At 44.5% G+C, this 26,190-nt stretch carries 21 protein-coding genes; 13 read left to right on the top strand and 8 right to left on the bottom strand.

Translation table 11 applies throughout. The annotated features are described in order from the left end of the window. Positions 1 to 175: 175 nt before the first annotated feature. From BJP34_RS16765 to BJP34_RS16750, 4 genes are all read right to left on the bottom strand, one after another. Entirely contained in the window at positions 176 to 6,931 is a 6,756-nt protein-coding gene (locus BJP34_RS16765; protein ID WP_070393328.1) for a hypothetical protein, read from the bottom strand. Beyond that, entirely contained in the window at positions 6,928 to 9,396 is a 2,469-nt protein-coding gene (locus tag BJP34_RS16760; RefSeq protein WP_070393327.1) for a hypothetical protein, read from the bottom strand. Before BJP34_RS16760 ends, BJP34_RS16765 begins: the two co-directional genes overlap by 4 nt. Before the next feature lie 14 nt (positions 9,397 to 9,410). Then, complete coding sequence (locus BJP34_RS16755; protein ID WP_070393326.1) at positions 9,411 to 9,767, bottom strand: GPW/gp25 family protein; 357 nt, start codon at positions 9,765 to 9,767, stop codon at positions 9,411 to 9,413. A 257-nt stretch (positions 9,768 to 10,024) separates the two neighbouring features. Next, complete coding sequence (locus BJP34_RS16750; protein ID WP_070393325.1) at positions 10,025 to 10,855, bottom strand: phage baseplate assembly protein V; 831 nt, start codon at positions 10,853 to 10,855, stop codon at positions 10,025 to 10,027. Between the two features lie 268 nt (positions 10,856 to 11,123). Here BJP34_RS16750 and BJP34_RS16745 point away from each other — a divergent pair, with 268 nt between their 5' ends. The 7 genes from BJP34_RS16745 (at position 11,124) to BJP34_RS16720 (ending at position 15,521) form a co-directional block, all read left to right on the top strand. After that, positions 11,124 to 11,750: a hypothetical protein gene (locus BJP34_RS16745; protein ID WP_070393324.1), complete on the top strand. Its 627-nt coding sequence runs from the start codon at positions 11,124 to 11,126 to the stop codon at positions 11,748 to 11,750. Positions 11,751 to 11,790: 40 nt separating this feature from the next. Beyond that, complete coding sequence (locus tag BJP34_RS16740) at positions 11,791 to 12,093, top strand: hypothetical protein (RefSeq protein WP_070393323.1); 303 nt, start codon at positions 11,791 to 11,793, stop codon at positions 12,091 to 12,093. Between the two features lie 76 nt (positions 12,094 to 12,169). Next, positions 12,170 to 13,255 carry a phage late control D family protein gene (locus tag BJP34_RS16735; RefSeq protein WP_229424407.1) on the top strand — a complete coding sequence of 362 codons (1,086 nt, stop codon included), beginning with the start codon at positions 12,170 to 12,172 and terminating at the stop codon, positions 13,253 to 13,255. Beyond that, positions 13,252 to 14,067 carry a phage baseplate assembly protein V gene (locus BJP34_RS16730; protein WP_070393321.1) on the top strand — a complete coding sequence of 272 codons (816 nt, stop codon included), beginning with the start codon at positions 13,252 to 13,254 and terminating at the stop codon, positions 14,065 to 14,067. Before BJP34_RS16735 ends, BJP34_RS16730 begins: the two co-directional genes overlap by 4 nt. A 64-nt stretch (positions 14,068 to 14,131) precedes the next feature. Continuing rightward, on the top strand, positions 14,132 to 14,332 hold the full coding sequence (locus tag BJP34_RS43500; protein ID WP_158517259.1) for a hypothetical protein: 201 nt from the start codon (positions 14,132 to 14,134) through the stop codon (positions 14,330 to 14,332). A gap of 23 nt (positions 14,333 to 14,355) precedes the next feature. Further along, positions 14,356 to 14,790 carry a hypothetical protein gene (locus BJP34_RS16725; protein ID WP_070393320.1) on the top strand — a complete coding sequence of 145 codons (435 nt, stop codon included), beginning with the start codon at positions 14,356 to 14,358 and terminating at the stop codon, positions 14,788 to 14,790. A gap of 2 nt (positions 14,791 to 14,792) precedes the next feature. Continuing rightward, positions 14,793 to 15,521: a Uma2 family endonuclease gene (locus tag BJP34_RS16720; RefSeq protein ID WP_070393319.1), complete on the top strand. Its 729-nt coding sequence runs from the start codon at positions 14,793 to 14,795 to the stop codon at positions 15,519 to 15,521. A gap of 187 nt (positions 15,522 to 15,708) precedes the next feature. Here the strand turns inward: BJP34_RS16720 and BJP34_RS16715 are convergent, their stop codons facing one another. Beyond that, on the bottom strand, positions 15,709 to 17,217 hold the full coding sequence (locus BJP34_RS16715; protein WP_070393318.1) for a DUF4157 domain-containing protein: 1,509 nt from the start codon (positions 17,215 to 17,217) through the stop codon (positions 15,709 to 15,711). Positions 17,218 to 17,600: 383 nt separating this feature from the next. On the opposite strand from BJP34_RS16715, the gene BJP34_RS16710 reads away from it, so the two are divergent. The 4 genes from BJP34_RS16710 (at position 17,601) to BJP34_RS16695 (ending at position 20,646) form a co-directional block, all read left to right on the top strand. Further along, on the top strand, positions 17,601 to 18,920 hold the full coding sequence (locus BJP34_RS16710; protein ID WP_229424406.1) for a DUF2252 domain-containing protein: 1,320 nt from the start codon (positions 17,601 to 17,603) through the stop codon (positions 18,918 to 18,920). Between the two features lie 174 nt (positions 18,921 to 19,094). Beyond that, positions 19,095 to 19,412 (top strand): hypothetical protein, encoded by a 318-nt coding sequence (locus tag BJP34_RS16705; RefSeq protein WP_070393316.1) that lies wholly within the window; start codon positions 19,095 to 19,097, stop codon positions 19,410 to 19,412. A gap of 120 nt (positions 19,413 to 19,532) precedes the next feature. Beyond that, positions 19,533 to 20,378, top strand: coding sequence for a YdcF family protein (locus tag BJP34_RS16700; protein WP_070393315.1), 846 nt, complete (start codon positions 19,533 to 19,535; stop codon positions 20,376 to 20,378). A 25-nt stretch (positions 20,379 to 20,403) separates the two neighbouring features. Then, positions 20,404 to 20,646, top strand: a complete 243-nt coding sequence (locus BJP34_RS16695) for a hypothetical protein (RefSeq protein ID WP_229424405.1) — start codon at positions 20,404 to 20,406, stop codon at positions 20,644 to 20,646. Between the two features lie 166 nt (positions 20,647 to 20,812). Here BJP34_RS16695 and BJP34_RS16690 read toward each other — a convergent pair whose 3' ends face one another. Together BJP34_RS16690 and BJP34_RS16685 are read right to left on the bottom strand one after the other, a co-directional pair. Further along, complete coding sequence (locus BJP34_RS16690; RefSeq protein WP_070393314.1) at positions 20,813 to 21,040, bottom strand: ferredoxin-thioredoxin reductase variable chain; 228 nt, start codon at positions 21,038 to 21,040, stop codon at positions 20,813 to 20,815. A gap of 229 nt (positions 21,041 to 21,269) precedes the next feature. Then, positions 21,270 to 23,264: a PP2C family protein-serine/threonine phosphatase gene (locus BJP34_RS16685; protein WP_070393313.1), complete on the bottom strand. Its 1,995-nt coding sequence runs from the start codon at positions 23,262 to 23,264 to the stop codon at positions 21,270 to 21,272. 230 nt (positions 23,265 to 23,494) lie between these two features. Here BJP34_RS16685 and BJP34_RS16680 point away from each other — a divergent pair, with 230 nt between their 5' ends. Together BJP34_RS16680 and BJP34_RS16675 are read left to right on the top strand one after the other, a co-directional pair. After that, the gene (locus BJP34_RS16680; RefSeq protein WP_070393312.1) at positions 23,495 to 23,926 is read left to right on the top strand and encodes an NfeD family protein; all 432 of its coding nucleotides are present in this window, start codon (positions 23,495 to 23,497) and stop codon (positions 23,924 to 23,926) included. Positions 23,927 to 24,243: 317 nt separating this feature from the next. Beyond that, positions 24,244 to 25,242 (top strand): SPFH domain-containing protein, encoded by a 999-nt coding sequence (locus BJP34_RS16675; RefSeq protein WP_070393311.1) that lies wholly within the window; start codon positions 24,244 to 24,246, stop codon positions 25,240 to 25,242. A 255-nt stretch (positions 25,243 to 25,497) separates the two neighbouring features. Here BJP34_RS16675 and BJP34_RS16670 read toward each other — a convergent pair whose 3' ends face one another. Next, positions 25,498 to 25,710, bottom strand: coding sequence for a hypothetical protein (locus tag BJP34_RS16670; protein ID WP_070393310.1), 213 nt, complete (start codon positions 25,708 to 25,710; stop codon positions 25,498 to 25,500). Between the last annotated feature and the right edge of the window lie 480 nt (positions 25,711 to 26,190).

Below are 26,190 nucleotides of genomic sequence, written 5' to 3'. Positions count from 1 at the left end.
TTTTGTAAAAACACTTGAAGTACAAACTCTTGAACTATAGTGTTTTCCGGGCTTGAGTACCAGTTATCAGTCGTTTTAGTACATTTGTTCTACGAATTTGACATGCTCCCGTACGGAAGTACGAGCTATGCATCAGTCTTCAGGCTGAGGTCATTTTGAATTTTGAATTCCCCAGCTATACCTGCTCTAACTCAATACTGCCTGAGACCGGATTGAGTAATAGCAGTTGAGCCGGTTCCACCTCAAGGCCATTCCAAGAGGCTGGTTTTGCTTCTAGGAATTGGTTGAACGTTTTATCGTAGCCATCTAAGTAAAGGGCATCCAAGTCTACACCATCAACCCCTTGAATTGACTGAATTAACTGGAGGATCTCTGCAGCAGTTACATTCTGAGCAAAGGCACGCTTGTCAAAAGCAAACGCCTCCTTAAGCACCTTTTTTACATCACTCATTACAGTATCAGCCACATATTGCCAGTTAATCCAGAGATTCGCCTTAATATTGAACAATAGACCCTGGTAACTGTCAAGGCTGAACTGAGATGCCGGACCACCACCTAAGCTGAGAGTGGGATCCCTTACGTCTTCAACAGCTTGCTTAATTTGAGCGTAAAGATTTGAGTCAGGTTCAACTGGTGCGCCATTGCGACCAGCTATCGTTGCTTGTACCATACCATAATTTGCCGTCGTTTGCAACTGAGTAGCAATAACCTTCCCAATACTAGAGAAGCCACCGATAAAGTACTCGTAATCTTGCAAAGAAATAATCCGATCCAAAGACCGCGTTTTCAGGGGAGCATTTTGCCGTGCTTCGTCCCGAGTTTCTGGTGGTGCTGCACCCGTTGCGGCTTGGGGATTAGTTGCCTCCACCACACCTAAGGGTGCGCTTTGTACTAAAGAGATTGTGTTAGCTGCGACTTCACCATCAGGACCAATACCTGTACGATAGGTAGCAGTGATATTTTCCTCCCCAGTTGTAGGTCGTGCCCCCTTGTAGCCATCCCCAAAGATCACACGGGTTTTGCCATCATCGTCTATCCGTGTCATATACCGCTGTTCTGGGGATGTTAACTCATAAAGGGAGGTAACTTCTTCCCACAGTAAACCATCCACACGCACGCTCAGGGTGCTTTCGCTACCGGTAGCTGTATCTGCCGAAACATAGGTTAAGGGTGGATTTTTCAGGAGAAATTCCTGGTTCATCTTGGTTCCATCACCGCTACCGAGCACTTCATCAGCAACGGTTTCCCCGTGGGTAACCAAAGCCACATTAGCGTTGATGGTCACTGTGGTGCGATCGTAGGTATTCAGGAGGGGTTCAACTAGCTTAATCACTGTGCGCTGCTGTCCTTGGATTACCTCTTTTAAGGAAGCAACCTCACTGATAATTTTGTCAGCTTCAGTTGCCGCCTCCAGAAGGATTTCCCCTGGTTTTGTGGTTATCTCCCCCTTAAACCCAAGTTTATCGATCAGATTCCAGCGCACTAAACTACCTGGCATCACAACCTGCTCTGAAGGCATTGCGTTTAAGGTATTATCTTCTGTGAGTTCCTGACGCTGTTGGATAGACAGGGAGTCTCCAGGCAGTATTTCTGTTGATTCTATACTTTCGGTGCCTTTCAAAATACAGTGGTTCCGTGTGCCAATAAATACTTGACCTTGGCTGCTAATAGCGATCGCCCGGACATCATTAGCTAGGGCTTGTCGCATTTGTATCCACTGACTATCTTCCTGGAAGATAGCACGACGATAGATATTACCACCTTTAGTCCCTGCAAATAGCCAGGTTACATTATCCTGGGTATCTAACGCTAAGCTATAGACATTGTTGTTGGTTAAAGCCCTATTTTCGTGCTCCCAACCCGAAACCTTCGGTTTTGTAGTAATGTTTAGAGTCTGCTGATAAGTTTGAGAAGCTAAAACCGGATTTAATTGCCCTGAAAAAGCACCGAGAGCTGACGAGACTTGATAAAGGAATTCTACCAACGACTTTTCTAGCTCTTCTAGGTCTGAATTTGGCAAATCCTCCACAGATTTTAGCTTTGAACTCAAATCCTCTGCCTGCTCTTCTGATTCTAAAGTTAAAAAACTTCTAAATACACCGGATTTTGTCCCCACGAACATGTAAAGCCTGTTATCTTGTGTTTTAAGATCGAGGGCGCGCACATCTTTATCAGGCAAGCTATTGTTACTATCCTCATTATTCAGGGAAATCCAGCTTTCGTTGCTATCATTCAACTTCAAGCAAAATACTCCATCAGATGTCCCTGCAAAGATATAACACTTACGATTTTTTGTATAAGTCTTGAGGTCGCGGACTTCGCGATTTATCCATCCCCTGGATAAGTGATGCCAAGTCTGGTCAGGATCATCCAGATTGCGGCGACATACATTTTCTGCGGTTCCCGCCAAGATGTAGCGAGAACCGTTTTGTTCGTATATCTCCAGCACGTTTACATCGGTATTTGTCAAGCCATTATCAAACCGTTCCCATCTCTGCTGTTGGTTCAGTTCTTGGCGAAATATACCCCCTGCTGTTCCTGCCAACAGGTATTTATAATTACCTTGAGTATCGATCGTCAGGCTGCGAACATCTGTATTTGTCAATCCTTCATCATCAAGTTTATGCCAGCTATTCCCACCAAAGTCTCGACTCAATATGTCTCCTGTTCCGATTGCTATCAATAGATAGCGTGTGTCATTGTACTGGTAAGTTTTCAGAACCCTGACTTCTTTTTCTCCATTGTCCCAGCTATCAGAAAACTTATTCCAGCTAGCGGTTAAATCTGTCAGATCCCGACCAAATATGCCTTCTATGGTGCCAGCCAACAGGGAGATATCCCCACTATCTTGATAAATATCTAGAGCTTTAACCTGTTTATTGGGTAAGTCAGTATTAAATTCTTCCCAGGCATTTTCTCCCAGCTTGAGGCGAAATACTCCTAAATTTGTCCCTGCCCACAAATAGCGTCCGCCCCATAATACATAAGTCGCCAGAGCTGTTATAGCTTCTTTATTGGGAACGTTATTATCAAATTTAATCCAGGATTGGGAATCGGACTTTAAGCTAAAGATATCTCCCTCGGTGGTCCCCACAAATAGTGTACGTACTCCATTTTCTATATAAGTTGTCAAAGCACGAACATCAGTCTTTGTCAAGTCATAGGTAATATTTTCCCATTCTCCATCCCCTCGATCCAGATTTAGACGAAATACCCCTGTGTTTGTCCCGGCCAACAGATAGCGATCGCTTTTTTCCGTATAAATCTCCAAATCTTGGACATTACGAGTTCCTAAATCAGCATCTAAATCCCAACTAATGCCATTGTGTTCTCGGCGAAATAGACCCTGTCCTGTTCCTGCGAAAATGTAGAAAGTACCATTGCGTTCGTAACTTTCCAATGCCCCAATGCTTGTAGGCAAATCAGTTGTAAGTTCGCTCCAGCTGCTATTCTCATTTCGAAAAACTCCCGCTGCTGTCCCCGCTAAGATAATAACGGAGCCATTTTCTTCATAGCTCTCTACATCACGGACATCAGTATTTGTCAAGCCATCATTCAGAGGGCTCCAGATATTGCCATCATGTCGAAATACTCCCCCTGCTGTCCCCGCTAAGATCATGCGGGAGCCACCTTCTTCATAGCTCTGTAGATCACGGACATCAGTATTTGTCAAGTCAGCTAGCTCGGTCCAGTTACTGCCATCATGTTGAAATACTCCCCCTGCTGTGCCCGCTAAGATGATGCGGGAGGTGCCTTCTTGATAGCTCTCTACAGCACGGACATTAGGATTTGTCAAGCCAGCTAGCTCCGTCCAGTTACTGCCATCATGTTGAAATACTCCCCCTGCTGTGCCCGCTAAGATGATGCGGGAGGTGCCTTCTTGATAGCTCTCTACAGCACGGACATTAGGATTTGTCAAGCCAGTGAGCTCGCTCCAGCTAGTGCCATCATGTCGAAATACTCCGGTTGCTGTCCCTGCTAAAATGATGCGGGAGCCATTTTCCAAATAGTTGGTCAGGTCACGGACATCAGTATTTGTCAAACCATCATTCAGAGGGCTCCAGCTAGTGCCATCATGTCGAAAGACTCCGCTTGCTGTCCCTGCTAAAATGATACGGATTTCATCTTCTACATAGCTAGTCAGAGCAACCACATTGGTATTGGTCAAGCTCTTATTATTCAGTGATTGCCAGAATCTGCCATCATATCGGAATACTCCGGCTGCTGTCCCTGCCAAGATGTAGTGAAAGTCACTGTCTGAGTAGCACTCTAGAACTTGAATACTCTGTTGGGAAGGGTCAATACTTTTCCTGTCCAACCACTCATCGCTTCCCAGTTCCAGATGCAAGACTCCTGTTGCTGTTCCAGTAAATAGGGTTTCCCTATCAGCTTCCTGGTCAATTAACAAATCACTAACATCAGTATACGTCCACAGTTGAGTCAAATTTGCCCAAGTTTTGTCACTCAACAACGACTGGCGAACAACCCCTCCCATGGGAGGGATTTGAGCTCGCATTTGCTTGCCACTAATAATAATTTTCCGCTCTTCTTCGAGTCCTGGGACTACTTTATCTAACTCTATTTCATCCCCTTCCACTGGCAGTTTTGTTCGGTAGATAATTTCTTCGTAGAGTTCTAAGGCTTCACTTTGGGCTAAAACTACAGTTTCCCGGTATTTATCTCCTCCAAAGGCACTCAAATCTGCTTGAGTAGTTTCCAGTTGAATCCGGGTTAGTTTACCATTTTCGCCAAACTCATTGCGCAAAACTGTCCCTACGCTTTTAACTTTATAAGCCTGGCTACTTTCTTCATGCTTCAATACCACCCAACTATTTGGGAAAATATTATCGTAGATATCATTGAGATCGATATGTTGCTGATTTGCGATCGCAAACCCTGGCCAGTCCATTGTGTGCAGGCTATCAAACCAACTTCCGGCGAATAGCTTTTCTTCCTGGGCTGCATCAAAATTGGCTAATATACTACGAATTTCCTGATTTATCAATCCATTATTGATTTGTTCCCAGTTTACAACAACATCATCAGGATTACTTGTGTCAATATGGGAGTAAAATACACCACGGTCTGTCCCTGCATATATATAATCATTGCTGCTTCCCTTAGTCGCTATACTTAGGGAATAGACAGTAGTTTCATTTGTCAGATTTCCAGAGTTACTCTCCTCCCAATTTAAATTAGCAGGTGCTTCAGCAGCAGCAGGAGCAGAAGTAGGAGTAGGAGTAACAGGAGCAGCAGGAGCAGCAGCAGCAGGAGGATCAGAAAAAGGATTTTCGCAGAGAAATACCCCTGTGTTTGTCCCCGCAAATAATAGATAATCCTGATTATTGATTTTAGCCGCAACTAGTGAATATACATTTTTTTCATCGTTCAGGGTGTCAGTATTGTTAATCTTTGTCCACGTTATCTGCCCAGTGTCATTTTCCTCCCCACGAAATACACCCTGGTCAGTCCCAATAAAAATATAATAAGTAGTATCTTTTTTAATTCTCGCAATTGAATATACAATCGTGCCATTCAAGCCAATAGAGTTACTATCTCTGTTATTAATATCCTCCCAGATTCTCCCACTATCTTGAGACCTAAAAATACCATATTCAGTACCCACATAGATGATATTCCCAGAAACAGCAAGACAGCGGATAATACTGCTGGGCAAACTGATTGTTATGGGCTCCCATTCGTGTAATGGGTCTGGTACCCCTCCGATCGTAATTTTATGTTCGACAACACTAATCCCCCCACTACCTATTTCTACCCAGCTTTCTCCCTGGTCAATGCTTCTAAAAACATTCCCCTCCGTCGCCCCTGCAAAAATATATCCTTTCTCATTAACTGCTAGAGAGTAGATATCAAGATTTGTTAAACCTTTGTTAATCTCTACCCAATTTCTGCCTTCGTCCCTAGAGCGGAAGATGCCATTATTAGTACCGACAAACAGACTACCAGTGTTTCCCTCGCGCACCAAAGCCCGAACATCAGCATTTTTCAACAAGTCTGTGGAAATTGACGTCCACTCCCGCTGGTCAATATAGTTAAAAACACCACCGGTGTCATCACTGTACAGGCGTTGCTCCTCCGGACTCAGTTCATTCCATTCAGGAGCCTCGCTACCAAATAGAGTGGCTTGTTCCGGTAAAGCAAACACTTGGATCTCGCTGCGGGGTTCCCAACCCAAAGCTTTTTCCCAAGAAACAGTAGTATAATCTAGCTCGTCATCGGTTTCGACTGTTGCTATTGGAGTATAAAGACTTTCAGATAATTCTATTTCCTCCTCTACTATCAATAGAGCATCGCCCTCTTCCAACTGAGTTTCAGTACCCGATAGCTTAAGTGATACGGTGTCTTCGCTTATTTCTTGCGGGACAATTTCTGAGGGTAAATGGGGTTGCAGTAAATTCCACGCCCCCCGCATTTCCAACGTTTCTACAGTCTCAAATACCTGGGGGTCTTCATCAGCGATGGGTACGCTTTCGACTGTAACTCCCTCGGGGACTTGGACAATCTCCGGTACATCATCTGACTCTTCGATTGTAAAAGCTAGATAGGTACTGGCAGCCACACCTGGATCTAGTTCGTAGCCCACCGTCCGACTCAGTTCCAGTAACGATAGTCGCTCGGTTGCCGTGTTTACAAAGCCTTCATTCGCGATACGTTCTTGGTAGAACGTCAGCACTTCCATCACTGCCGCCCAACCATCTAAGAATGCGATCGCAGGGTCATCGTTGTGGCTAGCGGTCAGTTTCCCTAGGGGTCGCGAACCATCCTTTTGATTAGGGGGGATTGTCTGAGTATGCAACTCGGATTTCATCCGTTTGAGGCTATCATCATGCCTAGCAATCCGATAAGAGAGGGCTGTCAGCCCTGGTGGATTGTAAATTGGTTCTGGTTGGTTTTCTGATGTTGATGTCATATGCCCCCCTCTAATTCAAACTCGATCAAACCATACTCTGGAGTATAAGGATTATTATCCACTCGCACAATGGACAACGTATCAGTGGCGATTACACCTCGGTTCAGTTCATCCTGAGGTGTCCGACCCCAAACCTGAAAACGGCTAACTTCAGCTCGGTACACCCCATCAATGTCCATTGTCTTCTTAATAATGCGACTTAGGAAAACGGGTTGACCGAAGGTGAAGTTATCTGGATGAAAAAAACCGCGCCTGCCACTCTTGTAATCTTTGTTGCCAAAGGTTTCCTCAAGAGCGCGTCTGATACTGTTTTGGAAATAGCCATCTTTAAGTGTTACCTGTAAAACTATATCCAAGGGAACGAAGGTCGGTTCCACAATCTCTAGGTCGTGACCCATCAATCGGAATGGCATGATATAGTCGCGCAATTCCTGCTTAAAGGCATCGTCAATCGGTTTGCCCTCATAGCGATCGACCGCAATAAACATAGTGTACCAACTACCAGTCCAGCGCAGTTGGGCAGCAGCCTTTTGCACCTCCGGGTAACGTTGCATTACCTCAACATAGTCTGCTTCTGTAACGCAGTTCTGACGAATGCGGAAAGCCTGAGGGGCATTCAGCCGGGCGTCGGGGATCGGTTCGGGGTCTATACCACCTTCGGCAGCTAAGGGGTTGTAAATTTTAGCAATTTTCCCAACCAGTTCTACGTAGTAATTGCTATCGTGGGTGATCAGATAGGCGATCGCCTCTCGACCCACATTACCGGCAGTACCGTTACCACTGCGGTAGCTCGCTTTCATTGTCGAACCGGCTAGGGGGGCTTTACCCAAATTTCCGTCTCCAAAACGCAGGTAGGCTGTGCGATCGCTCTCCATTTCCACAACAAAATCTGAAGCAAACTGATTGCTATTCAAAAGGTCGGGTTGTGGATACCAGGTTTCCCAATCACCACTGTTACTAGCAGAAGATTGTAAACACAAGACTGGTACGGCGTTTTGAGGGTTTTGCTGTAATAGTTCTGCTGCGGGCTGTTCTTTTGCCTGTTCGTGCTTGTAAACTTCGCTGTAAGTTAAATCACTTTTAGACAATTGGGGGCGATAGTCCCCTGATGCCTGCACGTTAGGCATGTTATTGTCTTCCTGACTTTTGCCGTGATCGGCAAGTACAATATTACCCCGGGCTAGGCTGAGGGGATCAGTAGTTTTTGGGCAAGAAGGTTTAGCGACGCACAGAGAGAATTTGAGTGCATCCGGAAGAGCCCATTCAATCTCAGTCAATGGCACTGCTGTATTATCTGGTGGGTCCTTAAATCTACCTCCGATCACGTCTTCTACCTGAGAATTGACCATAGTCAAACGCACCACCTGACGGTGCTCCGGATCGCCGTCTTCCCCTGTCTGCGGGTTTTTCACCTCTTCGAGTAACAGCAGGTCACCTTTTTGCAAATGTTTTAAATGTCCTACTAATGTCGCTTTTGTGGTACCTTTGTTTAAGTAAAACTCAGAAGCCCCCCAAGCATAGAACTCAATTTCATTGTGTTCTGATCGCAGTTCCAGGTCGTGTAGGGTTTGAAAAACCTTAGCACCCTTTTTCTTGAGCACCTCTTGGGCGTCACGGGAATCAGACTTTAGCACTGGCTGCAATGTTGATGCACCCGTAACGACCATGGAGTCCTGGTGGAGCATCACTGGCTCCATCCCAGACTGTAACTCTAGGTATACCCAAACCCGAGCATTACAGCCTTCATGCAATACGTAGTCTACCAAACGGCAGTGGCGACGGATAGAGATTCGTTGTCGAGCTTTACTCAGGTAGGCCTCTGTTGCCACGGCATCCTGATAATAGCTGGCGCTGTCAGCCGTATAAGCTAATATTTCTGTTAAAACTATTCCAATATCGGCTGGATTGCGCTCTCGCCATTTAGGCATTACCACCGATAGGCGATCAAGTATCAATTGGCGAAAGCTGCTATAGTCCTTTGCCAGATAGGTAATTTCGATGGATTCCTGAGTTTTCAGCTCTCCCAGTAGCGGCTGTTGCGGATCAATTTTCGTGGAGATCTGCTCCGGTATTCGGAAGCCAAAGCTCAGCTCTTCAAAGAACGGATCTAGGTTAGGTATATTAATCAGTTTTAATTGATAGGAATTGCTCTGCTCCTCACTATCATCTGATTTCAACTGATGCTCAACTTTGAGTGTCAGCAGATTTCCCTCTATTGTTTGTTCTAGCAACTGAAGGTCACTGCTAACCACCCCACCTTTGGTAATCTGGATATTGCCAGAAGTGACTGTTTCGGGAGCCACCTGTTTGCCTTCCAAACCTGGTGCTGCAGGAATGAAATAGACTAGCAGATTCCACTCGTCTTGAGTATCTTCTAGCCACTCAACTTGGATATAATCAAGCCCGATCTGAATCGGATGAGCGCTCACTGCCATCCGTCGCTGATGTCTGAATTCGCTATCCATTACTATTAAGCCCTTTATTCTCCCTGCTCGAATTTAGCCACTTCCCGTTGCTGATTACGTCTAATTATATAGACCACTGTCACAATTAACTTGGTATCTTCAGTTTCTACCTGTAGTCCTTCTACGTGGATCAGTTCCCCCAACCACTCCTGTAAAGAACTTTGTACCATCAACTCAACAGAACTAGTGAGGTCTTGGCTATTAGGAGCAAAAATCAACTGCATTAAACCCGTGCCAAACGTAGGGCGGTTGACTCTTTCTCCCGGAGTCGTGAATAGCACTTGCTCGATCATTTGACGGATATGTTCTGGCCAGTCCGCTTCTGCTACTCGCTTATTTTCGTCAATTTCAAAAGGATAAGCAATTTCCATTTGTTAACTCAATTTTGTCTAATTGAAAACGTCAGCCGTGAGCTAAAAGCTCACCCGTGCGCGTTCAGCATTCAGCATTCAGCATTCAGCTGACGTAACAAAGATTAAACGAATGCTTACTTGTTGTCTTGATGCAGTCGCTCATGGGAGAAACCCCCTGTTCCCTTGCTGCATCGCTTATTTAAAAGCTGATAGCTGATAGCTGATAGCTGATAGCTGATAGCTGATAGCTTACTTTCAAACTTATCACTGATCACTTACATTACTTCCAGTGCCCCGTTATTAACGTTTACTTTAACCTGAGATAGGTTAATCTTTGCACCGCCACTGTTCTTGACATCTATAGCAGAATTAATGGCTATTTCCGAGCCATCATTACTTATTTTTATCCCAGAGGAAGCTAGTTGCATCTCTGATTTACCGTTCTTGAGCTGAATACCGTCGTTTGTCAATTTCGCCGTAGATGATTTTTTATTTAATTCAATCCCCGATTCCTCCAGTTTCCCTTCACCACCTTCTTTCTCCTTGAGTTGAATCTGCTTAGCCGTGATATCCACTCCTGTTTCCTTAGTTTTCAACTCTAGCAAATCTTCTGTTAATTTTAAAAGCGTTTGCTGATCATGTTTAATTTCAATTCCCTTCTTATCTAAGGTCAATTTAATTACTTTTTTCGCATTTTTATTATCTTTTTTAGGTAATTTAATCTCCAAGGTTACCCCTTCTTTTTTAGTCCGCCTACTCAAGATTAAAATTAAGTCTTCCGTCTTAAAAACTTGAATCTCAGCAGGATCACCATTTTGTTCGTAAGCAGCCAAAACTTCTTTAGGCACCTCTTCATTGATCCAAAAGCAACCTGTCCAAATTGGGCGATCGCGATTCCCTCCCTCAAATTCAACCCAGATGTTCGCACCTTCTGGTGGTATTGTAAACATCCCCATATCTTTGCCCGTGTATGGCAAGCAAGGCAGAGCCCAGTTTTCGTTGTCTACATCTAAAACCTCGGGAACAATTACTTGAAGGCGACCGAGATTTTTAGGGTCTTGATTTTTTTTTACTTTACCCCGGTATTTACCCAAAAAATTTGTCATCTAATTTTTGGTACTGGAGACTCTGGCTTTTAACGACAATAAGAAAGCCATGTCTCCAAATAGGTTGACAATTTAGAAACACTTCGAACCTCTCATAGACTACCATATCCTGAGATTGGATTACCGCTGCTTCATAAAACTGAACATAGTGCCATCGATCTAAATAATATGTAAGGTGATCAAGCTAAATAGTAGCGTTGCAACTCAGGGGAGTAAGCTGGTGCTCATGAAGGTAAAATAGATGGCAGTTAATCCATAGAAAAACTCTATGAGCGCATTTCCAGGTTCTCCACGTACTCTCAAAGGGGCGATCGCCTCAATCGATCCCTTGATTCCCCTACCCAAAGTGATCGTTTTCCAATATAATCCAGAAACGATGACACGCTCGCTGACATCCCGACTAGCGAGTAATGAGCAGCATGAGTCAGCAAAAGTTAGCCTACCACCAGAAGAAACAATCAGTCTGAAAATAGAACTCGATGCCACCGATCAATTGGAAACAGCAGATGACACAGCCGTCAATCTGGGCATACATCCCCAGTTAGCTGCATTGGAAACCCTAATATATCCGATGAGCGTGGAGGTGATCGCTAAGGAGGCTCTGTTGCTAGCAGGAACGATAGAACTATTACCCAAAAGTCCTCCACTAACGGTGTTTATGTGGGGAGTGAAGCGGATTGTACCAGTACAGATTAAGAGTATGTCCATTAATGAACTTGCCTATGATGTAAATCTCAATCCGATCCGCGCGGAAGTTAGCCTAGATATGCAAGTACTCAGTTATAGCGACTTAAAATTATCAAGCGTGGGTGGTACTATGTTTATGGGTCATCAAATCGCGAAGGAACTGATGGCAACAATGAACATGGTTAACAGCATCAGTGGATTAGGATAAACGTTTTGAGACGACATTGAGACGATAGCTAAAGATACTTATGTTTGACGAAACAAGCCGTTACTACTATTTAGAAACCGAAAAATTCACCAACCCAGACGGTAGAATAATAGCCTACAAGCGCCGACGGTTTCTGCCCCAGAGTGACAAGTTACAGTTGCAAGTAGAATTGACAGTAAATGAAGGCGATCGCCTGGATCGGATTGCCAATACCTACATCGGCTCTCCAGAAATGTTTTGGCAAGTATGCGATGCCAACAATACCATGAATCCCTTCGAGCTGCTAGATCCGCCGGGTAAACAGATACGGATCCCGCAGCCCTATGTTATTGAACCTATTTAACAATTTTTTTGAGCCCCAAATAGAAAAATAAATGGTCTTCCTAGGCGTACAATTAACGATTTTAATCGGACCAACAGTGCCTAAACCAGCATCTCGCTTGCTCCTTGAATCCCTGACTACTGTTGAAGTAACTAATAGCGATACTGGGCGATCAGGGTTTCAGATGAGCTTTACGGTCAGTCCTAGCGGGAAGTCAGATTTAGATTATCCCCTACTAAAGCAGGTAAAGCAGTTTAACAGAGTTGTCCTAGTGGTCACGTTCAATGGCAAACCTCAAGTTCTCAGCGATGGTATAATCACCAACCAGCAACTACAACCAAGTACTCAACCGGGTGTCCCGTCAACGATAACTGTGACTGGAGAAGATGTCAGTGTGATGATGGATATGGAAGAAAAAATCGAAAAGCATCCATCCCAGAATCAAACGGCGATCACCATGAAAATTATTGGCAAGTACGCCAAATACGGTCTTATTCCCAAAGTAAAGCCCCCTTCAGGGGATAAACCCCCCTTGCCTACGGAATATATTCCGATCCAGTACGGTACAGATCTCCAATACATTTTGGAGATGGCGGAGCGTAATGGCTATGTATTTTTTATTTCTCCCGGACCAATGCCACTGACTAATACCGCCTATTGGGGACCGCCTCCGAAGTTGGGTGTCCCCCAGTCAGCAATATCTGTGAATATGGGGTGGCATAGCAATGTGGACTCGATTAATTTTCAGTATGACGGACTGGCGGCTAGCCAGGCATCTGGAGAATTGCTGGACTGTAAAAAAAATAAGCCCAAGGAGGTAAAATCTGCCAAGAGCAAGAGTCCGTCCCTGGCTAGCTCTTCAGCCTTGAAGCAGCCCGTAGTGCGGAAGCGCTTGCTCCCGCCTCAGGGATTAAATCAGTCCCAGGCTAAGGCTGGGGTTCAGTCGATCACTGATACGTCTCTTGGCAAGGTACTTACCGTTGAGGGTGTACTGGATGCCCAGAAGTATGGTAGCCTACTGAGGGCAAGGGGTTTAGTGGGTTTGCGAGGGGCTGGCAAAAGTTACGACGGACTTTATTATGTCAAAAGTGTGACTCATACTTTAGAAGTGGGAAAGTATAAACAAAGTTTTGTTTTGACCCGTGAAGGTTTGGGGACAACTGTTCCGGTAGTAAAAGTATGAATAATTTCTTTGGTAAATATCGCGGTACAGTAACGAATACGAAGGATCTAAACAAGCGCGGTCGCCTTGAGGTGAGCGTACCGTCAGTCTTGGGAGATCAGTGCTTGTGGGCTGAACCTTGTGTTCCTTATGCAGGCAAAGATATTGGCATGTTTGCTATCCCGCCGAAAGGCTCGGAGGTTTGGGTAGAATTTGAGGGTGGAAATAGAGAGCGCCCAATTTGGACGGGCTGTTTGTGGTGCCCGAATGAACTGCCAAAAAAGGCAGCTGAGGCGACTACGGCGGGAGAACCAGAGAAGTTGCAGATGTTTAAGACTCAAGGGGTTACGATATCCGTTAGCAGTCTGAGTAAAGGCAAAAAATATTTGTTACTAGAGGTGGCTAAACCAGTGGTGGATAAGCCCCTGAAGGTACTATTTGATGAAAATGGTATAGAAATTAACAATAATAATAAGACGACTGCTAAATTGACGGAAAAGGCGATCGAGTTGAAGAATGGAAAGGACTCTATAGTTACAATAACCGAGGAGAGTATTAAGCTGGCGGAAAAGCAGGTAGAAGTAGAACTGAATAAAGATAAGATTAGATTAAAAAAGAGTAAGTCAATTGCGGAGTTAACGGAAAGTGCGTTTAACTTAGAGAAGGATAAATCGAAAGTACAGCTATCAGACTCAGGGGTAAAAATGAGTAAGACCACATCGGCAGTGGTGGAAATAACATCTTCAGCAATTAACTTGAAGAAGGGTTCGGCTAGTGTCGAGTTGTCGGGTAATAAAGTGAATCTGAACAAGGGGAGTCATCAGACAATGTGAGCGGAGTTCAAAATTCAAAATTCAAAATTCAAAATTCAAAATGCTTATAGCGTTTATCGTAGCTATGAGGTACAGATTATTTTTTCCCTCTTGCCTCTTGCCTCTTGCCTCTTGCCTCTTGCCTCTTGCCTCTTGCCTCTTGCCTCTTGCCTCTTGCTTGCCTCTTGCTTGCCTCTTGCCTCTTGCCTCTTGCCTCTTGCCTCTTGCCTGCTCCGAAGTCCCTAAAACCCAGAGATTCGTACCTCATAGAAATAAGAATTGCTAGAAATAGTTTTTTTGTAGAGCTTAATGGCTGATTTTATTCTAATTACAGGGGATAAAGCCATGTTTAACCCTACCTTTGGGGCAGCAACTGTGGTGCCCCAACCGGGTACCCTGGTGGGTTCTGGCAAGGACACGATTAATGGCAAGCCTGTGTGTGTGGATGGGGATGAGAAAAAAGTGATAGTACCGGGTTGTACGTATATGACCCCACAATACAGTATACCAGGGGTAGGTACTCTCACAATTCAATCCCTGGGAGGCAATCAAAAAGCTAAAAAAAATAAATCTGGTGGCAAACCAGTGTTGCTCAAAGGCAGCACTTTCACTGCTAAATTTCAAGTAATGACCCCAGCCCAGCAACCACCACCAGGCCCGGGACCACCAATTCCCGACGCTACTCCTCAATACTCGGGTACTGGTAGTTTTATTACTACTAATCTCAAAGTAAAAGGTGCTTAATAATGTCTTCACAGCCCTTACCATTAAGCTCTGAGTTCCCACCCCCTCGACATTTGCCACCGTTAGAAAATGGCGATCGCTTAACTTCCCGGGAATTTGAGCGTCGTTACAATGCCATGCCAGAACTAAAAAAAGCCGAACTGATAGAAGGAATAGTTTACATGGCATCGCCCCTACGTTTTCAACCTCATGCCCAACCCCACGGACGTTTAATCACCTGGCTGGGAGTTTATCAAGCTGCTACACCCCAGGTACAAATGGGCATTGAACCCACAGTCCGTTTGGATAGGGACAACCAACCGCAACCCGATGGCGTATTGCTAATTAATCCAGAAAGTGGGGGCAACTCTACCCTAAGTGAAGATGGATACTTAGAAGGAGCACCAGAATTATTGGTAGAAATAGCGGCTAGTAGTGCAGCGATCGATCTGGGAGATAAGAAGCGTGCTTATCGGCGCAATAGCGTACAGGAATACATTGTTTGGCAAGTCTTTGAACAAAAAATTGATTGGTTTAGTTTAAACGATGGTGATTATATTTCCTTGTTACCAGATCCTGATGGCCTGATTTGCTCTCAAGTATTTCCCGGATTGTGGCTGGATGCGTCAGGGATGCTCCAAGGGGATCTGCAACGGGTTTTGCTTTCCTTGCAATCAGGAATTAATTCCCCAGAGCATCAAGCCTTTGTCCAACAGTTAATGGCACGGCAGCAACAACACGGGAATGGTTAATGAAATAATGGTTGTTAGTTTTGGCGATCGCCTTTGTGGGGTGGAAAGTTGCCTGGATGGGTTTTAACGATTCCTGGACGCGATCGCACTTGACGAGCAAGGGGCGTCGGTATGGCGCATTCTGTCTTATCTCCTCCTTTGGGGGCGTTGGGTGGGATCGGGTTTGCAGAGCAATTTCGGTAGAGCCTTATTTTTTTATTTTTTTCCTTGCTTTGTTCATAGCGTCGATTAACACTTGCTTATGCTTTTGTGTTATGTCCTTCACTGGGGTTCTGATTTCACCGTATTGTAAAGCATCTTCTTCCAACCGGCCTCCTTGGGCATGAAACTTAGTCTCAAGTCCGCCCACCTCTATTGGCTGACCTGGTACTGTCTGGATAACAATGTCTTCTGGTAGCTCTATCCACCAATGCTCTGGGACTGCTACGCCTTCTTCTTTTTTATATTGACAGACTACCCACGCCTTTGCTTTTTCATCTTCCACAACTTCCATTTTATGCGCTTTTACGATCTGCTCACATGCTTTTTTTAGGATTTCCCTACTTTGATTTTGCTGCGCTTTTTGTTTCGTCAGAGGCAATGTTAGGTTTGGCCTTACACTTAACTTTGCCTTACTAATGTCTTTGACTATTTCTTTCAAGTCTTTATGAACTTCTTCACTTAGTTGGCTCATCCACTTCTGAGCATCTTCCTCTGACTCCTTAGTTAAACCTATAAGAACATTCCAAACTTGTTGTGGGCTTGGACTAGAATTTTCATCTAGTCCACTGAGAGCCCAATTCCAACAGGCAAGGTCTTTCTTATTTCCTTTTTGTATTTTGTGTACTTTTTTATCGTCGAAATATGATTTCTCGTTCTTTTCTTGTTCAACCCATTCCTTCCATTCTTCTGAATCTACTGCCTCTCTTGCTTCGCTTAACTTTCTCTTTGATCCGTTAGCTCTTTGCACTTTGTTAACAGTTGAACTGACAGAGTAGCATTCTCCGTTGTTAGACCTAGGTTCTTTGTTAAGCTTCTGTTGTAAAACATGGGTTAGCTCGTGAGCTAAAAGTCCTTGTCCCTCGTAACTTGCTGGATTGTATTCTCCCTGACGAAAAAATATATCCTGTCCTGTAGTGAAGGCACGAGCATGGATATCGCGATTGAGCCGATCACCCTCTGTTCCCGTATGGATTTTTACCCTTCCAAAGTCAGCTCCACCAAAAGCTTGCTCCATCTTACTTCTTAGGGACTTTTGCAAAGGATTTCCACCACCTTTAGCCTGCTGAATAGATGCTTCTAGTTCTGGGCTTATCGCTTCGCCCTCTTTTGTCCCTGTAGGAGACAGTGCGGTATACTTCTGAACTAGTGGCACGACCAATGAGCGATTGCTCCTCTGGCTTTCAGAGGTAGTTTCGCTGCTTAACCCATTTAATCTGCTAGTAACTTCAGCTGCTATTCTGTCTGCTTCCTGCTCGTATTTATCATCAGCAGATCCAATCTCTAGCTTAGCTTGTACGGGCATTGCAGAGTAATTGCTGACGGGTATCTGCAACAAGTCCAGTTTATTGCCTGAGCGTACGCTATCATGGGATGCTGTTTGGGGTGTCTTCGGTTTAGCAGGTAGCTCACGCACCGCACTTCTTTGGAGTATCCAGTTATCGTCATCCTTCTGGGGGGACTCGCTGCTTCTGCGAACATCATATTGACGAGTCATTTTTTGTATTATTCTCTTATAATTCTATTTTTAGTGTACTAAGACTTACGGAACTGGAACAAGTAATGGTGGGGCTAGACTATGGCGAAGGTATATAGAGGTTTGAAACCTAATGAGGTACACATAGTTTTTTCCCTATTGCTAGCATGCCTATTGCTAGCATGTCTATTCTCTATAAAGGAAGTAAGTTCTAAACATAAAGAAATGTAAACGAATAGCCTCTTAGAGATCTATTACTAGATGTTTCATAGATTAACGTAATTTTCAGTTGATTGAGTTGAATGATGAAGACTTGTAAACAACCAGTATATGTGAGTGCGTTCGCAATCCTACTTTTAGTGACTAACGTATCCTGTTCCTCCCCCGACCGACAAGACCCCCCAATGAAAACCAAGGATCGTGCAACGGTAGTCGTGAAAACGATTCAGGAAGCAAACACTGACATTTCCAAGCAAGATCGAGAAACTAAATATTGCAAAATGGCTTGTTCTGAATTTGTCTTCTACCGTGGCACTAACCAACTATTTTGGAAAGATTTCGCTGAGAATAGCCGCCTCAAGGAATTTGGAAATGCCAAAACCAAGATTTGGTTATCGGGAGATATGCATGCCGAGAACTTTGGGGCATATGAAAATAATCGAGGGGAAATCGTTTACGCACTCGATGACTTTGATGATGGGATTATCGCCGATTACCAATATGATGTCTGGCGCATGGCAGCTAGTTTAGCATTGGTCGGTCGTCAGAATGGTTTGTCTGCTGAGGAACAAAACAAGGGGATTGATGCCTTTAGTGAATCCTATCTTGATACTATGGCCTCCTATCGCGGTAATGATCGTGAACTGGAGACTTACTTCACTAAAGACAATACTTATGGGAAGTTGGATGACTTCCTAGAAGAAGTGGAAGCCAGCGAAAGCCGCCAAAAAATGTTGAAAAAATGGACAGAACTGGACGGAAATCAGCGTCGCTTCAATCTATCCAAGGTTAAGTTAGGCAAACCTACTGCTTCCGAGCAACAGGATATTCAGAATGCGATCGCAGATTATAAGAAAACCTTGACAAAAAAGTTTAAATATGATAAATACTACTTCCGAGTCAAAGATATTGCGCAACGTTTACTGGCTGGCACCGGTTCCTTAGGAATACCCCGCTATTATGTCCTGATTGAAGGCGAGACCTCTTCCCAGAAGGATGACCGAATCTTGGACATTAAATTCCAATCTTCCCCTACTGCCTATGATTACCTGAGTCAGGAGGAACGGGAAAAGTATGATAAAAATTTTAACAATGAGGGTCAACGTCATGCTTTAGCCTATCGAGCCTTAACCAAGCACACCGATAATCACCTGGGCTGGATGAAACTAGGGGATGGGTATTATTCAGTGCGAGAGCGATCGCCATTTAAGGAAACCTTTGATACCACTGAGCTAACTAAAGAGAAACGCTTTGTTAAGCTAGCTGAACAATGGGGTCAAGTATTGGCAACAGCTCATGCACGAGCTGACAAAGATTTTGATGCCACCTTAGTGCCTTATTCCATAGACAAACAGGTGGATGAGTTGACTGACGGTCGCCACAAGGAGTTTCGGCAATTGGTAAGGGAAGTGGCTTTGACTTATGCTGATCAAGTTGAGAAGGACTATGGTTACTTTCTCGAAAAGCTGAAACCCAATAGCTGCTCTAGCGACAATTGTGACTAATCGTTTTAGTTGAATTGGCTTTGGTAGAATGTAATGCGTTGAGATGGCACAGGGTAAAGGTTGAATAACAGGATAAGCGGTAAAGGGAGGGTCGCGATCTAGTCTCTATAACAACCTATAATCTATAACCTCTAACCTAGAAACAAAACAGCTACATACCTTAGATTTAATCAGATGAACGGTAAGAAAGACGGTTTTTTAAGCGGGCTTCAGATTTTGGTGTTTTTTATCTTAGCCCTTGCCTTGCTGGGATACGACATCCAATTCAGCTTACTATTTGGTGCCATCGGCGCTTTAGCCGGTGGTTTGATAGTTGACTGGTGGCACCACCCAGAAAAACCCAGGGACTTACAACCTGAGCAGTCAGAGTATAGCGAGGAGCTTAGTTCTGACTTAACTGGCATACGCTTAGCTGTACAGGAACGAAAAGTTAGAGAAAAGAGGCGCTCAGAAGGGTCACTTAATCCTATTAGTAGATTTTTTAGACGTTAAGCAATAGGAATTAGTTATTGCTCATGGGTCAAAAGAAAATACCAAGATATTTAAGCTAGGGCTAATCTAGAAGAACTTGCTTTGGATTGAGTACTTTCTGACTTAGAACTAAAATCTAACATGTTTCTATTTCTCTCAAAGCTATTGCCACTCTTTCTGTACCCCTTGGGCCTGGCTTGTGTGCTACTGGTAGTAGCTTTGGTAATGTCCTGGCGCAACCCTCGCTGGGTACCGATACCCGTGGCTTTGGCATTAATTGTGTTGTTGGTCTCAAGTAATACTTGGGTGACTAACAGCTTAATACGCTCCCTGGAGTGGCAATATCTTCCTACTTCAGAATTACCTGAGGCTGATGCAATCGTGATCTTGGGGGGAGCGACCAAACCACCTTTTCCACCACGACCTACTCCAGAAGTGGATGAAGCAGGCGATCGCGTTCTCTATGGTGCTCAGCTATACCGTGAAGGGAAAGCTCCCTGGGTGATTCCTGCTGGTGGTCGGATTGTTTGGGGTTCCAGTAGTAATAACTCTAGCCAACGACTTTCTTCCCAAAGTGCTCAATCCTCACAACGGTTGGCCCCTGAATCAGAAGACATGGCACAGATTCTAGAAGACCTTGGTGTTCCCAGAGCCGCTATCATACAAGAGTCTAGGTCTTTAAACACTCACCAAAATGCGGTCAATGTGCGGAAAATCTTGGATCAGCGGGATTTGCGCAAGGTATTATTGGTAACTTCGGCCATGCATATGCCTCGTTCTGTTCTAGTATTCCGGCGTCAGGGTATTGATGTGATCCCAGCACCGACAGATTTTCTAGTGTCCCAACATGAACTGGATGAACCTAGCACCAGTACTCAAGCTGCGTTGCTACATTCTCTGCCAAATGCTGATCAATTGTCTAGGATTACCCGTGCTATCAAGGAATACATTGGAATAGTAGTTTATCGCATTCGCGGTTGGGTATGACATTATTGCTGAATTATTATGCTTGATGATTTTTATAGTTACTATGCCAGAAGAATACCAACGGATTGTCCCAGCACCACCACCAGCAACCGATATGTTTGCTACTTACCAGCTAGCTTATGAGTTTAGGGAGGAAGTAGAGAATCGACAAGAATTTGAAGACTATTGTCAGTGGTATTATTTGACAGCACAAAGCCATCGAGAGGAATTAGAAAAAATGCGCGGTGACATCAACCTTTTTGGTTGGTTCAGTCGCCGCAAGTCCTAGATTAGAATAAAAGATGGTTTAAAAAATTCAATTCAACACGGATAGTAATAGATATCAATAGATACAGTAATAATCTAACTTTATCCTATCCGTGCAGACCTGTTTAAAAATCCCTGTGATGCCAATAATGATTGACTTTTATAGTATTAGTTAATAATATAACCGCCTACGGTATAATTTCTAGTTCATCTTCACGGAAGTGAACTTTTTTAAATTTTTTGTCAAACTTGACTTGTATTGGTAAATTAGCGCTGACTGGCCTACCTTGCCACTCAGTAATTATTCCGGTAACTTCCCCTTCGAGACCTTTAATATCAAAAGGTTTATTCCTGTGTTCGGGATGGGTATATACCACAACTGATTCTTTGACTCGGACGCGATCGCCAACTTTCATATGATAAGTAACTCTAACTATTATACAGACATCCCTTACCTAAGCTAGGGTTGGCTCAGGCAACCTTCTTATTGTCTCACAGAGTGGGTTGTTTACATTGAGCACAGTTGTGAGCATAAAAAAAATTTAGGTTTAATGGCATTAGTTCCCTGGTCTGATGCCGATGATTCTTGGTTAAAATTCTAAGAATAGATTATAATGGAAATTTTTTTCACCCTTAGTGTCACCCTTAGTTATCTGGGAGCTCCTGCTCGGTAGGTGAAGACTCTGGTAGATTTGGATCCGGTGATGGTAAAAAGCGATCGCGCATTTTCTGGAAGCCCTCAGGAGCTAGTACCCATTGAGTAGCCAGTAAAATAGCACCAGCCCCAACAAGTATACCGACTACCCCCAGCAGCCCAAACAAGGCTCTAATCCAATCCCGGTATGAGCGGGTGGTTTCAGGTTTCTTGTCATTGGTTGTAGTTATTTCCGCTGGTAGTGATGGAGTCAGAGCAGTTTGCTGTTCCAGATTAACCACCTGTAGTTCTTTGGAGCTAGAGATGTCTCCCAAATTTAGCACTGTCGGATATTGGGGAGAGACAGCACAGTATGTTAGCACCACCGAAATGTCATCTTGACCATTATGTTTAAACCCTAGCTCAATTAAAGACTCAGCTGCCGATTCGACGGAAATTCGGTGGCTATTGACTTTTTGCGGTAAATCTCGACCAAATTTTTCAATCAAGTTGTTGTTGCTCAACCCATCGGAACACAGCAGCAGCAAACCATCTTCTTCCACAATAAACCGTCGCACAGTGGGACGAAGTAATTCAGCTTCCTTTGTCCCTAAGGCTTGAGTGAGTGCTTGTGCATCAGATCGCTGCAACGCTTGTCGATAAAGACTACGACCAAGCTTGACCTCCCGAGTAGCTACATCATCATCCACCGTTAGCTGCTGGCAATAGTCAGGAGTAAGCCAGTAAGCACGACTATCTCCTACACTAGCGATATAGATTTCGTGACCATTGGTTTTACCTTCTGGTGTATTCACCATTTGGGGAAGTTGTAGCGCTAGGGTTAAGGTAGTAGCCATGCGACGCCGGGATTCTCGTTCTTGTTGATCGTTACGAGAAGAAATCATGTTATTGGCAACCCGGATAATTGCTGATAGATTCTCGGTTACGAGTTCTGGTGTCATCAGCTCCGGATCTTCGTTCAACTCAGCCAGTAATGCCCGAACCTGTAATTTAATGGACTGTAGTGCTAACTGACTAGCAATTTCCCCCCCTTCGTGACCACCAATACCATCACAAATAATCGACAGGTGGGGAATCAAGGGGTCTTGGGATTGCTCTGGGTCTTTAATCAAGTCAGCCTTAGTAGGATAGCAACTGTCTTCATTGTGGCTGTGACTTGAACCAGTTGCGGTGATACCAGCAATTTGTAAGCGTAACGGCTGGTGAGCAGCTTGCTCAAGTAATAGGTGGTTAAGTTGGGATGCGATCGCAGTTAAGGAGGGGTGTTGAGTTTGCAGGTGTTGGGCAATAGCTTGTAGCGGATCCGCCACAGACACTGATGCTGTGCGACACCAAGCTTCCCAGCACTCTCCTAGCTGTTTAAGACTAGCATCCACAGAGGGTTCACTTACAGAAGTCGGTTCCGCAGGGGAGTCTCGGGAAACCAATGTATCAAATCCCCTATCCTCTAGACCATTAGAACCTACAACTGGTGATAGACTCGTATCAGCCATGGTATCCCGATATAATTCCCGTAATCGCAGCCGCCACCCTTGAACTCGCAAATTAGTTGGCACTAAAAGGCTAGAAGCCACACCCAATTCTGATAAGGGTATCCATAATTCCCAAATTTGCCAAAGCCAATAGACTTGACGCACTGCAGTAGCAGATGTCCACATCGACTCCATTGAGGGATATAAGTTGCCATTGGGATCAATCGGGGCATTTTCTAGCAAAATGACTACATCTTGACCAGGTGTAGAGATAAAATTCCGTTGCTGTGGCAACTGGCATATCCCATAAACCTCTGGCACATGGAGGCAGTGGGGATACAAGCGTAGGTAAGGAAGGATATGGCCGTTGAGTTGTTCAGGAAAATCCGGTGGCAGTTCTGGCTGCATATCCTGCCAAATTTGCGGGGCAACTACCTGGTAGCGGTCTGCCACTTGTTCTCCAACTGGTAGCTCTACGGCAGCAGAACCCACTGCCCAAAGATAACGATCCACGGCTAATACCTATGAAGTTAATTTACGGCTATACGGTCAAATTCTAGACGGCTGAGATAAATTAGAAAAAGGAGTGTTTGAGCTTTTAAACATTTTCTCTCAAAGTTGTCTAGTAGATTCAAGAAAATTAACATAACTCAGCAACGAGCGATCTTTGTCTGAGGTTAGACAAAATAAAGTAGAGTTACCTGCAACTACTCACCCCATACCCCGTATATTATGATGAGCCGATGGTAAGTTCCTCGATGCTTTGGCTAATTGCCGGGTCAATGCTGTGCTTAGTCGAGCTGTTTGTGCCAACAGCATTTGTTGCTTTCATGATGGGCATCAGTGCTTTGGTGGTAGCATTTGTGATCTCGATTTTGCCCATATCTTATACCCTACAAGTGGGGTTATGGTTGCTGCTTTCCACTGCCTCAGTCTTTTTATCCCGTCGCCTGATGCCCCCTGCTAGAGTGGGCAAAAATTTGGATGCGATGGAAGCTCAAACCTTGACAGAAATTATGCCGGGGGAAACTGGACGGGTACTCTATGAAGGCAACTCATGGCGTGCCCGTTGTGAAGACTATGCAGATGCGATCGCACCCAACCAAAAAGTCTACGTAGTGCGCAGGGAAGGCACTACCCTGATTGTTGTGCCTCATCACCTATTGCATGACTGAAGCTGATCGACCATGGGTGCTCTGCCAGCTTCAGGGGATAGTGATGGGTTAATAGGGTGATGGAGTAATAGAGTCAACGTTAGATCTATTAGTCCCCCTAGTTACTAGTTGTTGGGAGTCTCCCTGCTCACCGGGTCCAGTATTTTTTGACAAAAGATACGTGGAACAGTCAGGTTGGACAGAGGGTCATAAAGTCAGCTTCAAGCACTTGAGAATCAGACTAAATCAGTCTAAATAAGTTTTCTGCCCTCCCCCACCCATCCGCTCCTCTTCTAACAACAAATTTGTAAAACACTACCCGAAAGGGAGGAAAGAGCGTGTCACAGTGGTTTTTGCTTGTCTTTTTGGCTTTGGGCGGTTCAGGTCTTTTCGGTTCCGTCAAGATTATTAATCAAGGAAACCAAGCCTTAGTGGAACGATTAGGAAAATATAGTGGCAAAAAACTCGAACCTGGGCTCAACTTTGTGATTCCGGTGATTGAGCGAGTGGTTTACCAGCAAACCATTCGGGAAAAAGTCCTTGATGTGCCACCTCAGCCTTGTATCACCTCCGACAATGTTTCCATTACCGTTGACGCTGTGGTTTACTGGCGGATCATGGATATGGAGAAAGCCTACTATAAGGTCGAAGACCTGCGCTCCGCCATGCAGAACTTGGTGCTAACCCAGATTCGAGCTGAAATGGGTAAACTGGAACTGGATCAAACCTTTACCGCTCGCTCTCAAATCAATGAAACCCTACTGCGGGAATTAGACATTTCCACTGATCCTTGGGGGGTTAAAGTCACGCGGGTTGAACTGCGGGATATTGTGCCGTCTCAGGCAGTGCAGGACTCAATGGAGTTACAGATGTCGGCAGAACGCCGTAAGCGGGCGGCAATTCTGACCTCTGAAGGGGAACGAGAATCTGCGGTTAACACTGCCAGAGGTAAAGCTGAGGCACTAGAGTTAGATGCTGGAGCCCGTAAAAAAGCTGCGATTATGGATGCTGAAGCCCAACAACAGGCAATCGTTCTCAAAGCGCAGGCAGAACGACAGCAGCAGGTTCTCAAGGCACAAGCCACTGCTGAGGCTCTGAAAATTGTGGCTAAGACTCTTAATAATGACCCCAATGCTCGTGATGCCCTCCAGTTTTTACTGGCTCAGAATTATATCGATATGGGTATGCAAGTTGGCACTAGCGAGAGTAGTAAAGTTATGTTTATGGATCCTCGCAGCATTCCGGCAACCATTGAAGGGATGCGTTCGATTGTCGGTGATGGAGACCAGGTTAACCCCAATTCCCTAGGCATGAATGTGAATCAAAGGGGTAGTTGAGAGTAAATTACCCATACCTAGACGGGTATCCCCGTTTAGGTAGGTTTTGTGTCTATGCTTCAAAAATCTTTTAGTCAGAGGAGCGCCATCCCCGATGGCAGAGTTGCAAGCTCCTCGATTTTTTCTATGGTAAAATTAGGTTAATTGACAGTAAATCCACAGCTGTTAATACAGCCAAGGGATGTAGGAGTCTGTTTACAGCGATTCTAGCCAACGCAGTTTTAACTGGTTGGCGCTGGTATAACCACAGGACACCTAAATCCCTTGAGAAAGTTCCTTGGAACAGAACATCTCACGAGATTCTTGCTTAACATAACCATTCATCACAGCTAGCTGTAGCTTCATGAAGGCATTTAAGTCTTCCAGTGGATATTTTCTGGTTAAAAGCTGCCGTAGCTTATCTTCTTCTGTCACACTCAAATAGCCAGTTTTGAGTGCTTTTTGTACAACTTCCCTGATATTAGCCATCACACAAGCACCTATTAAAATAAAAATGTACCTTCGAGGTTGAAAGTCTAGCAAAAGCAAATGCTGAAAGTCTAGCAAAAGCAAATTTGGACTATGCCTCTAAAGTACTTATCACCGATACTTTTTAGCTACCAGAATCTAAAAAGGCAGATCCTAGCCCGCCAATGCAAGCTGATTACGAGCGCCAGGGGGTATCTCCCAAAGCTCTCAAGAATATCCTGCGAGCGCCATAAAAATGTCAAAAAAGTTATAACACCGGGATAGAGAGCGCAACTATATAAACCCTTGGTTTTCGGCTTTAATTTAAGTTACATAATAATCCCTGTCGGTGTTACCCTAATTTAATTCTAACAAATAATAAGAGTTTTTGGTAGACTCTGCCACATTTTATTGTGGTGTTTACTAACCTTTTTTTAAGCTTTTGATTATTTTGATGACACTGAATCCCTGTTCAATGTTCCATTGAAAATTGTACATTGT

The sequence above is a fragment of the Moorena producens PAL-8-15-08-1 genome, from assembly GCF_001767235.1.
GTDB lineage: Bacteria > Cyanobacteriota > Cyanobacteriia > Cyanobacteriales > Coleofasciculaceae > Moorena > Moorena producens_A.
Note: the sequence above shows the minus strand (reverse complement) of the source record. Positions and strands in the feature narration are given on the sequence as shown.

Excerpts from the sequence above, each read along its gene's own strand:
- BJP34_RS16765 (WP_070393328.1), bottom strand. The coding sequence starts at position 6,931 with ATGACATCAACATCAGAAAACCAACCAGAACCAATTTACAATCCACCA.
- BJP34_RS16760 (WP_070393327.1), bottom strand. The coding sequence starts at position 9,396 with ATGGATAGCGAATTCAGACATCAGCGACGGATGGCAGTGAGCGCTCAT.
- BJP34_RS16755 (WP_070393326.1), bottom strand. The coding sequence starts at position 9,767 with ATGGAAATTGCTTATCCTTTTGAAATTGACGAAAATAAGCGAGTAGCA.
- BJP34_RS16750 (WP_070393325.1), bottom strand. The coding sequence starts at position 10,855 with ATGACAAATTTTTTGGGTAAATACCGGGGTAAAGTAAAAAAAAATCAA.
- BJP34_RS16745 (WP_070393324.1), top strand. The coding sequence starts at position 11,124 with ATGAGCGCATTTCCAGGTTCTCCACGTACTCTCAAAGGGGCGATCGCC.
- BJP34_RS16740 (WP_070393323.1), top strand. The coding sequence starts at position 11,791 with ATGTTTGACGAAACAAGCCGTTACTACTATTTAGAAACCGAAAAATTC.
- BJP34_RS16730 (WP_070393321.1), top strand. The coding sequence starts at position 13,252 with ATGAATAATTTCTTTGGTAAATATCGCGGTACAGTAACGAATACGAAG.
- BJP34_RS43500 (WP_158517259.1), top strand. The coding sequence starts at position 14,132 with ATGAGGTACAGATTATTTTTTCCCTCTTGCCTCTTGCCTCTTGCCTCT.
- BJP34_RS16725 (WP_070393320.1), top strand. The coding sequence starts at position 14,356 with ATGGCTGATTTTATTCTAATTACAGGGGATAAAGCCATGTTTAACCCT.
- BJP34_RS16720 (WP_070393319.1), top strand. The coding sequence starts at position 14,793 with ATGTCTTCACAGCCCTTACCATTAAGCTCTGAGTTCCCACCCCCTCGA.
- BJP34_RS16715 (WP_070393318.1), bottom strand. The coding sequence starts at position 17,217 with ATGACTCGTCAATATGATGTTCGCAGAAGCAGCGAGTCCCCCCAGAAG.
- BJP34_RS16710 (WP_229424406.1), top strand. The coding sequence starts at position 17,601 with ATGAAAACCAAGGATCGTGCAACGGTAGTCGTGAAAACGATTCAGGAA.
- BJP34_RS16705 (WP_070393316.1), top strand. The coding sequence starts at position 19,095 with ATGAACGGTAAGAAAGACGGTTTTTTAAGCGGGCTTCAGATTTTGGTG.
- BJP34_RS16700 (WP_070393315.1), top strand. The coding sequence starts at position 19,533 with ATGTTTCTATTTCTCTCAAAGCTATTGCCACTCTTTCTGTACCCCTTG.
- BJP34_RS16695 (WP_229424405.1), top strand. The coding sequence starts at position 20,404 with ATGATTTTTATAGTTACTATGCCAGAAGAATACCAACGGATTGTCCCA.
- BJP34_RS16690 (WP_070393314.1), bottom strand. The coding sequence starts at position 21,040 with ATGAAAGTTGGCGATCGCGTCCGAGTCAAAGAATCAGTTGTGGTATAT.
- BJP34_RS16680 (WP_070393312.1), top strand. The coding sequence starts at position 23,495 with ATGGTAAGTTCCTCGATGCTTTGGCTAATTGCCGGGTCAATGCTGTGC.
- BJP34_RS16670 (WP_070393310.1), bottom strand. The coding sequence starts at position 25,710 with ATGGCTAATATCAGGGAAGTTGTACAAAAAGCACTCAAAACTGGCTAT.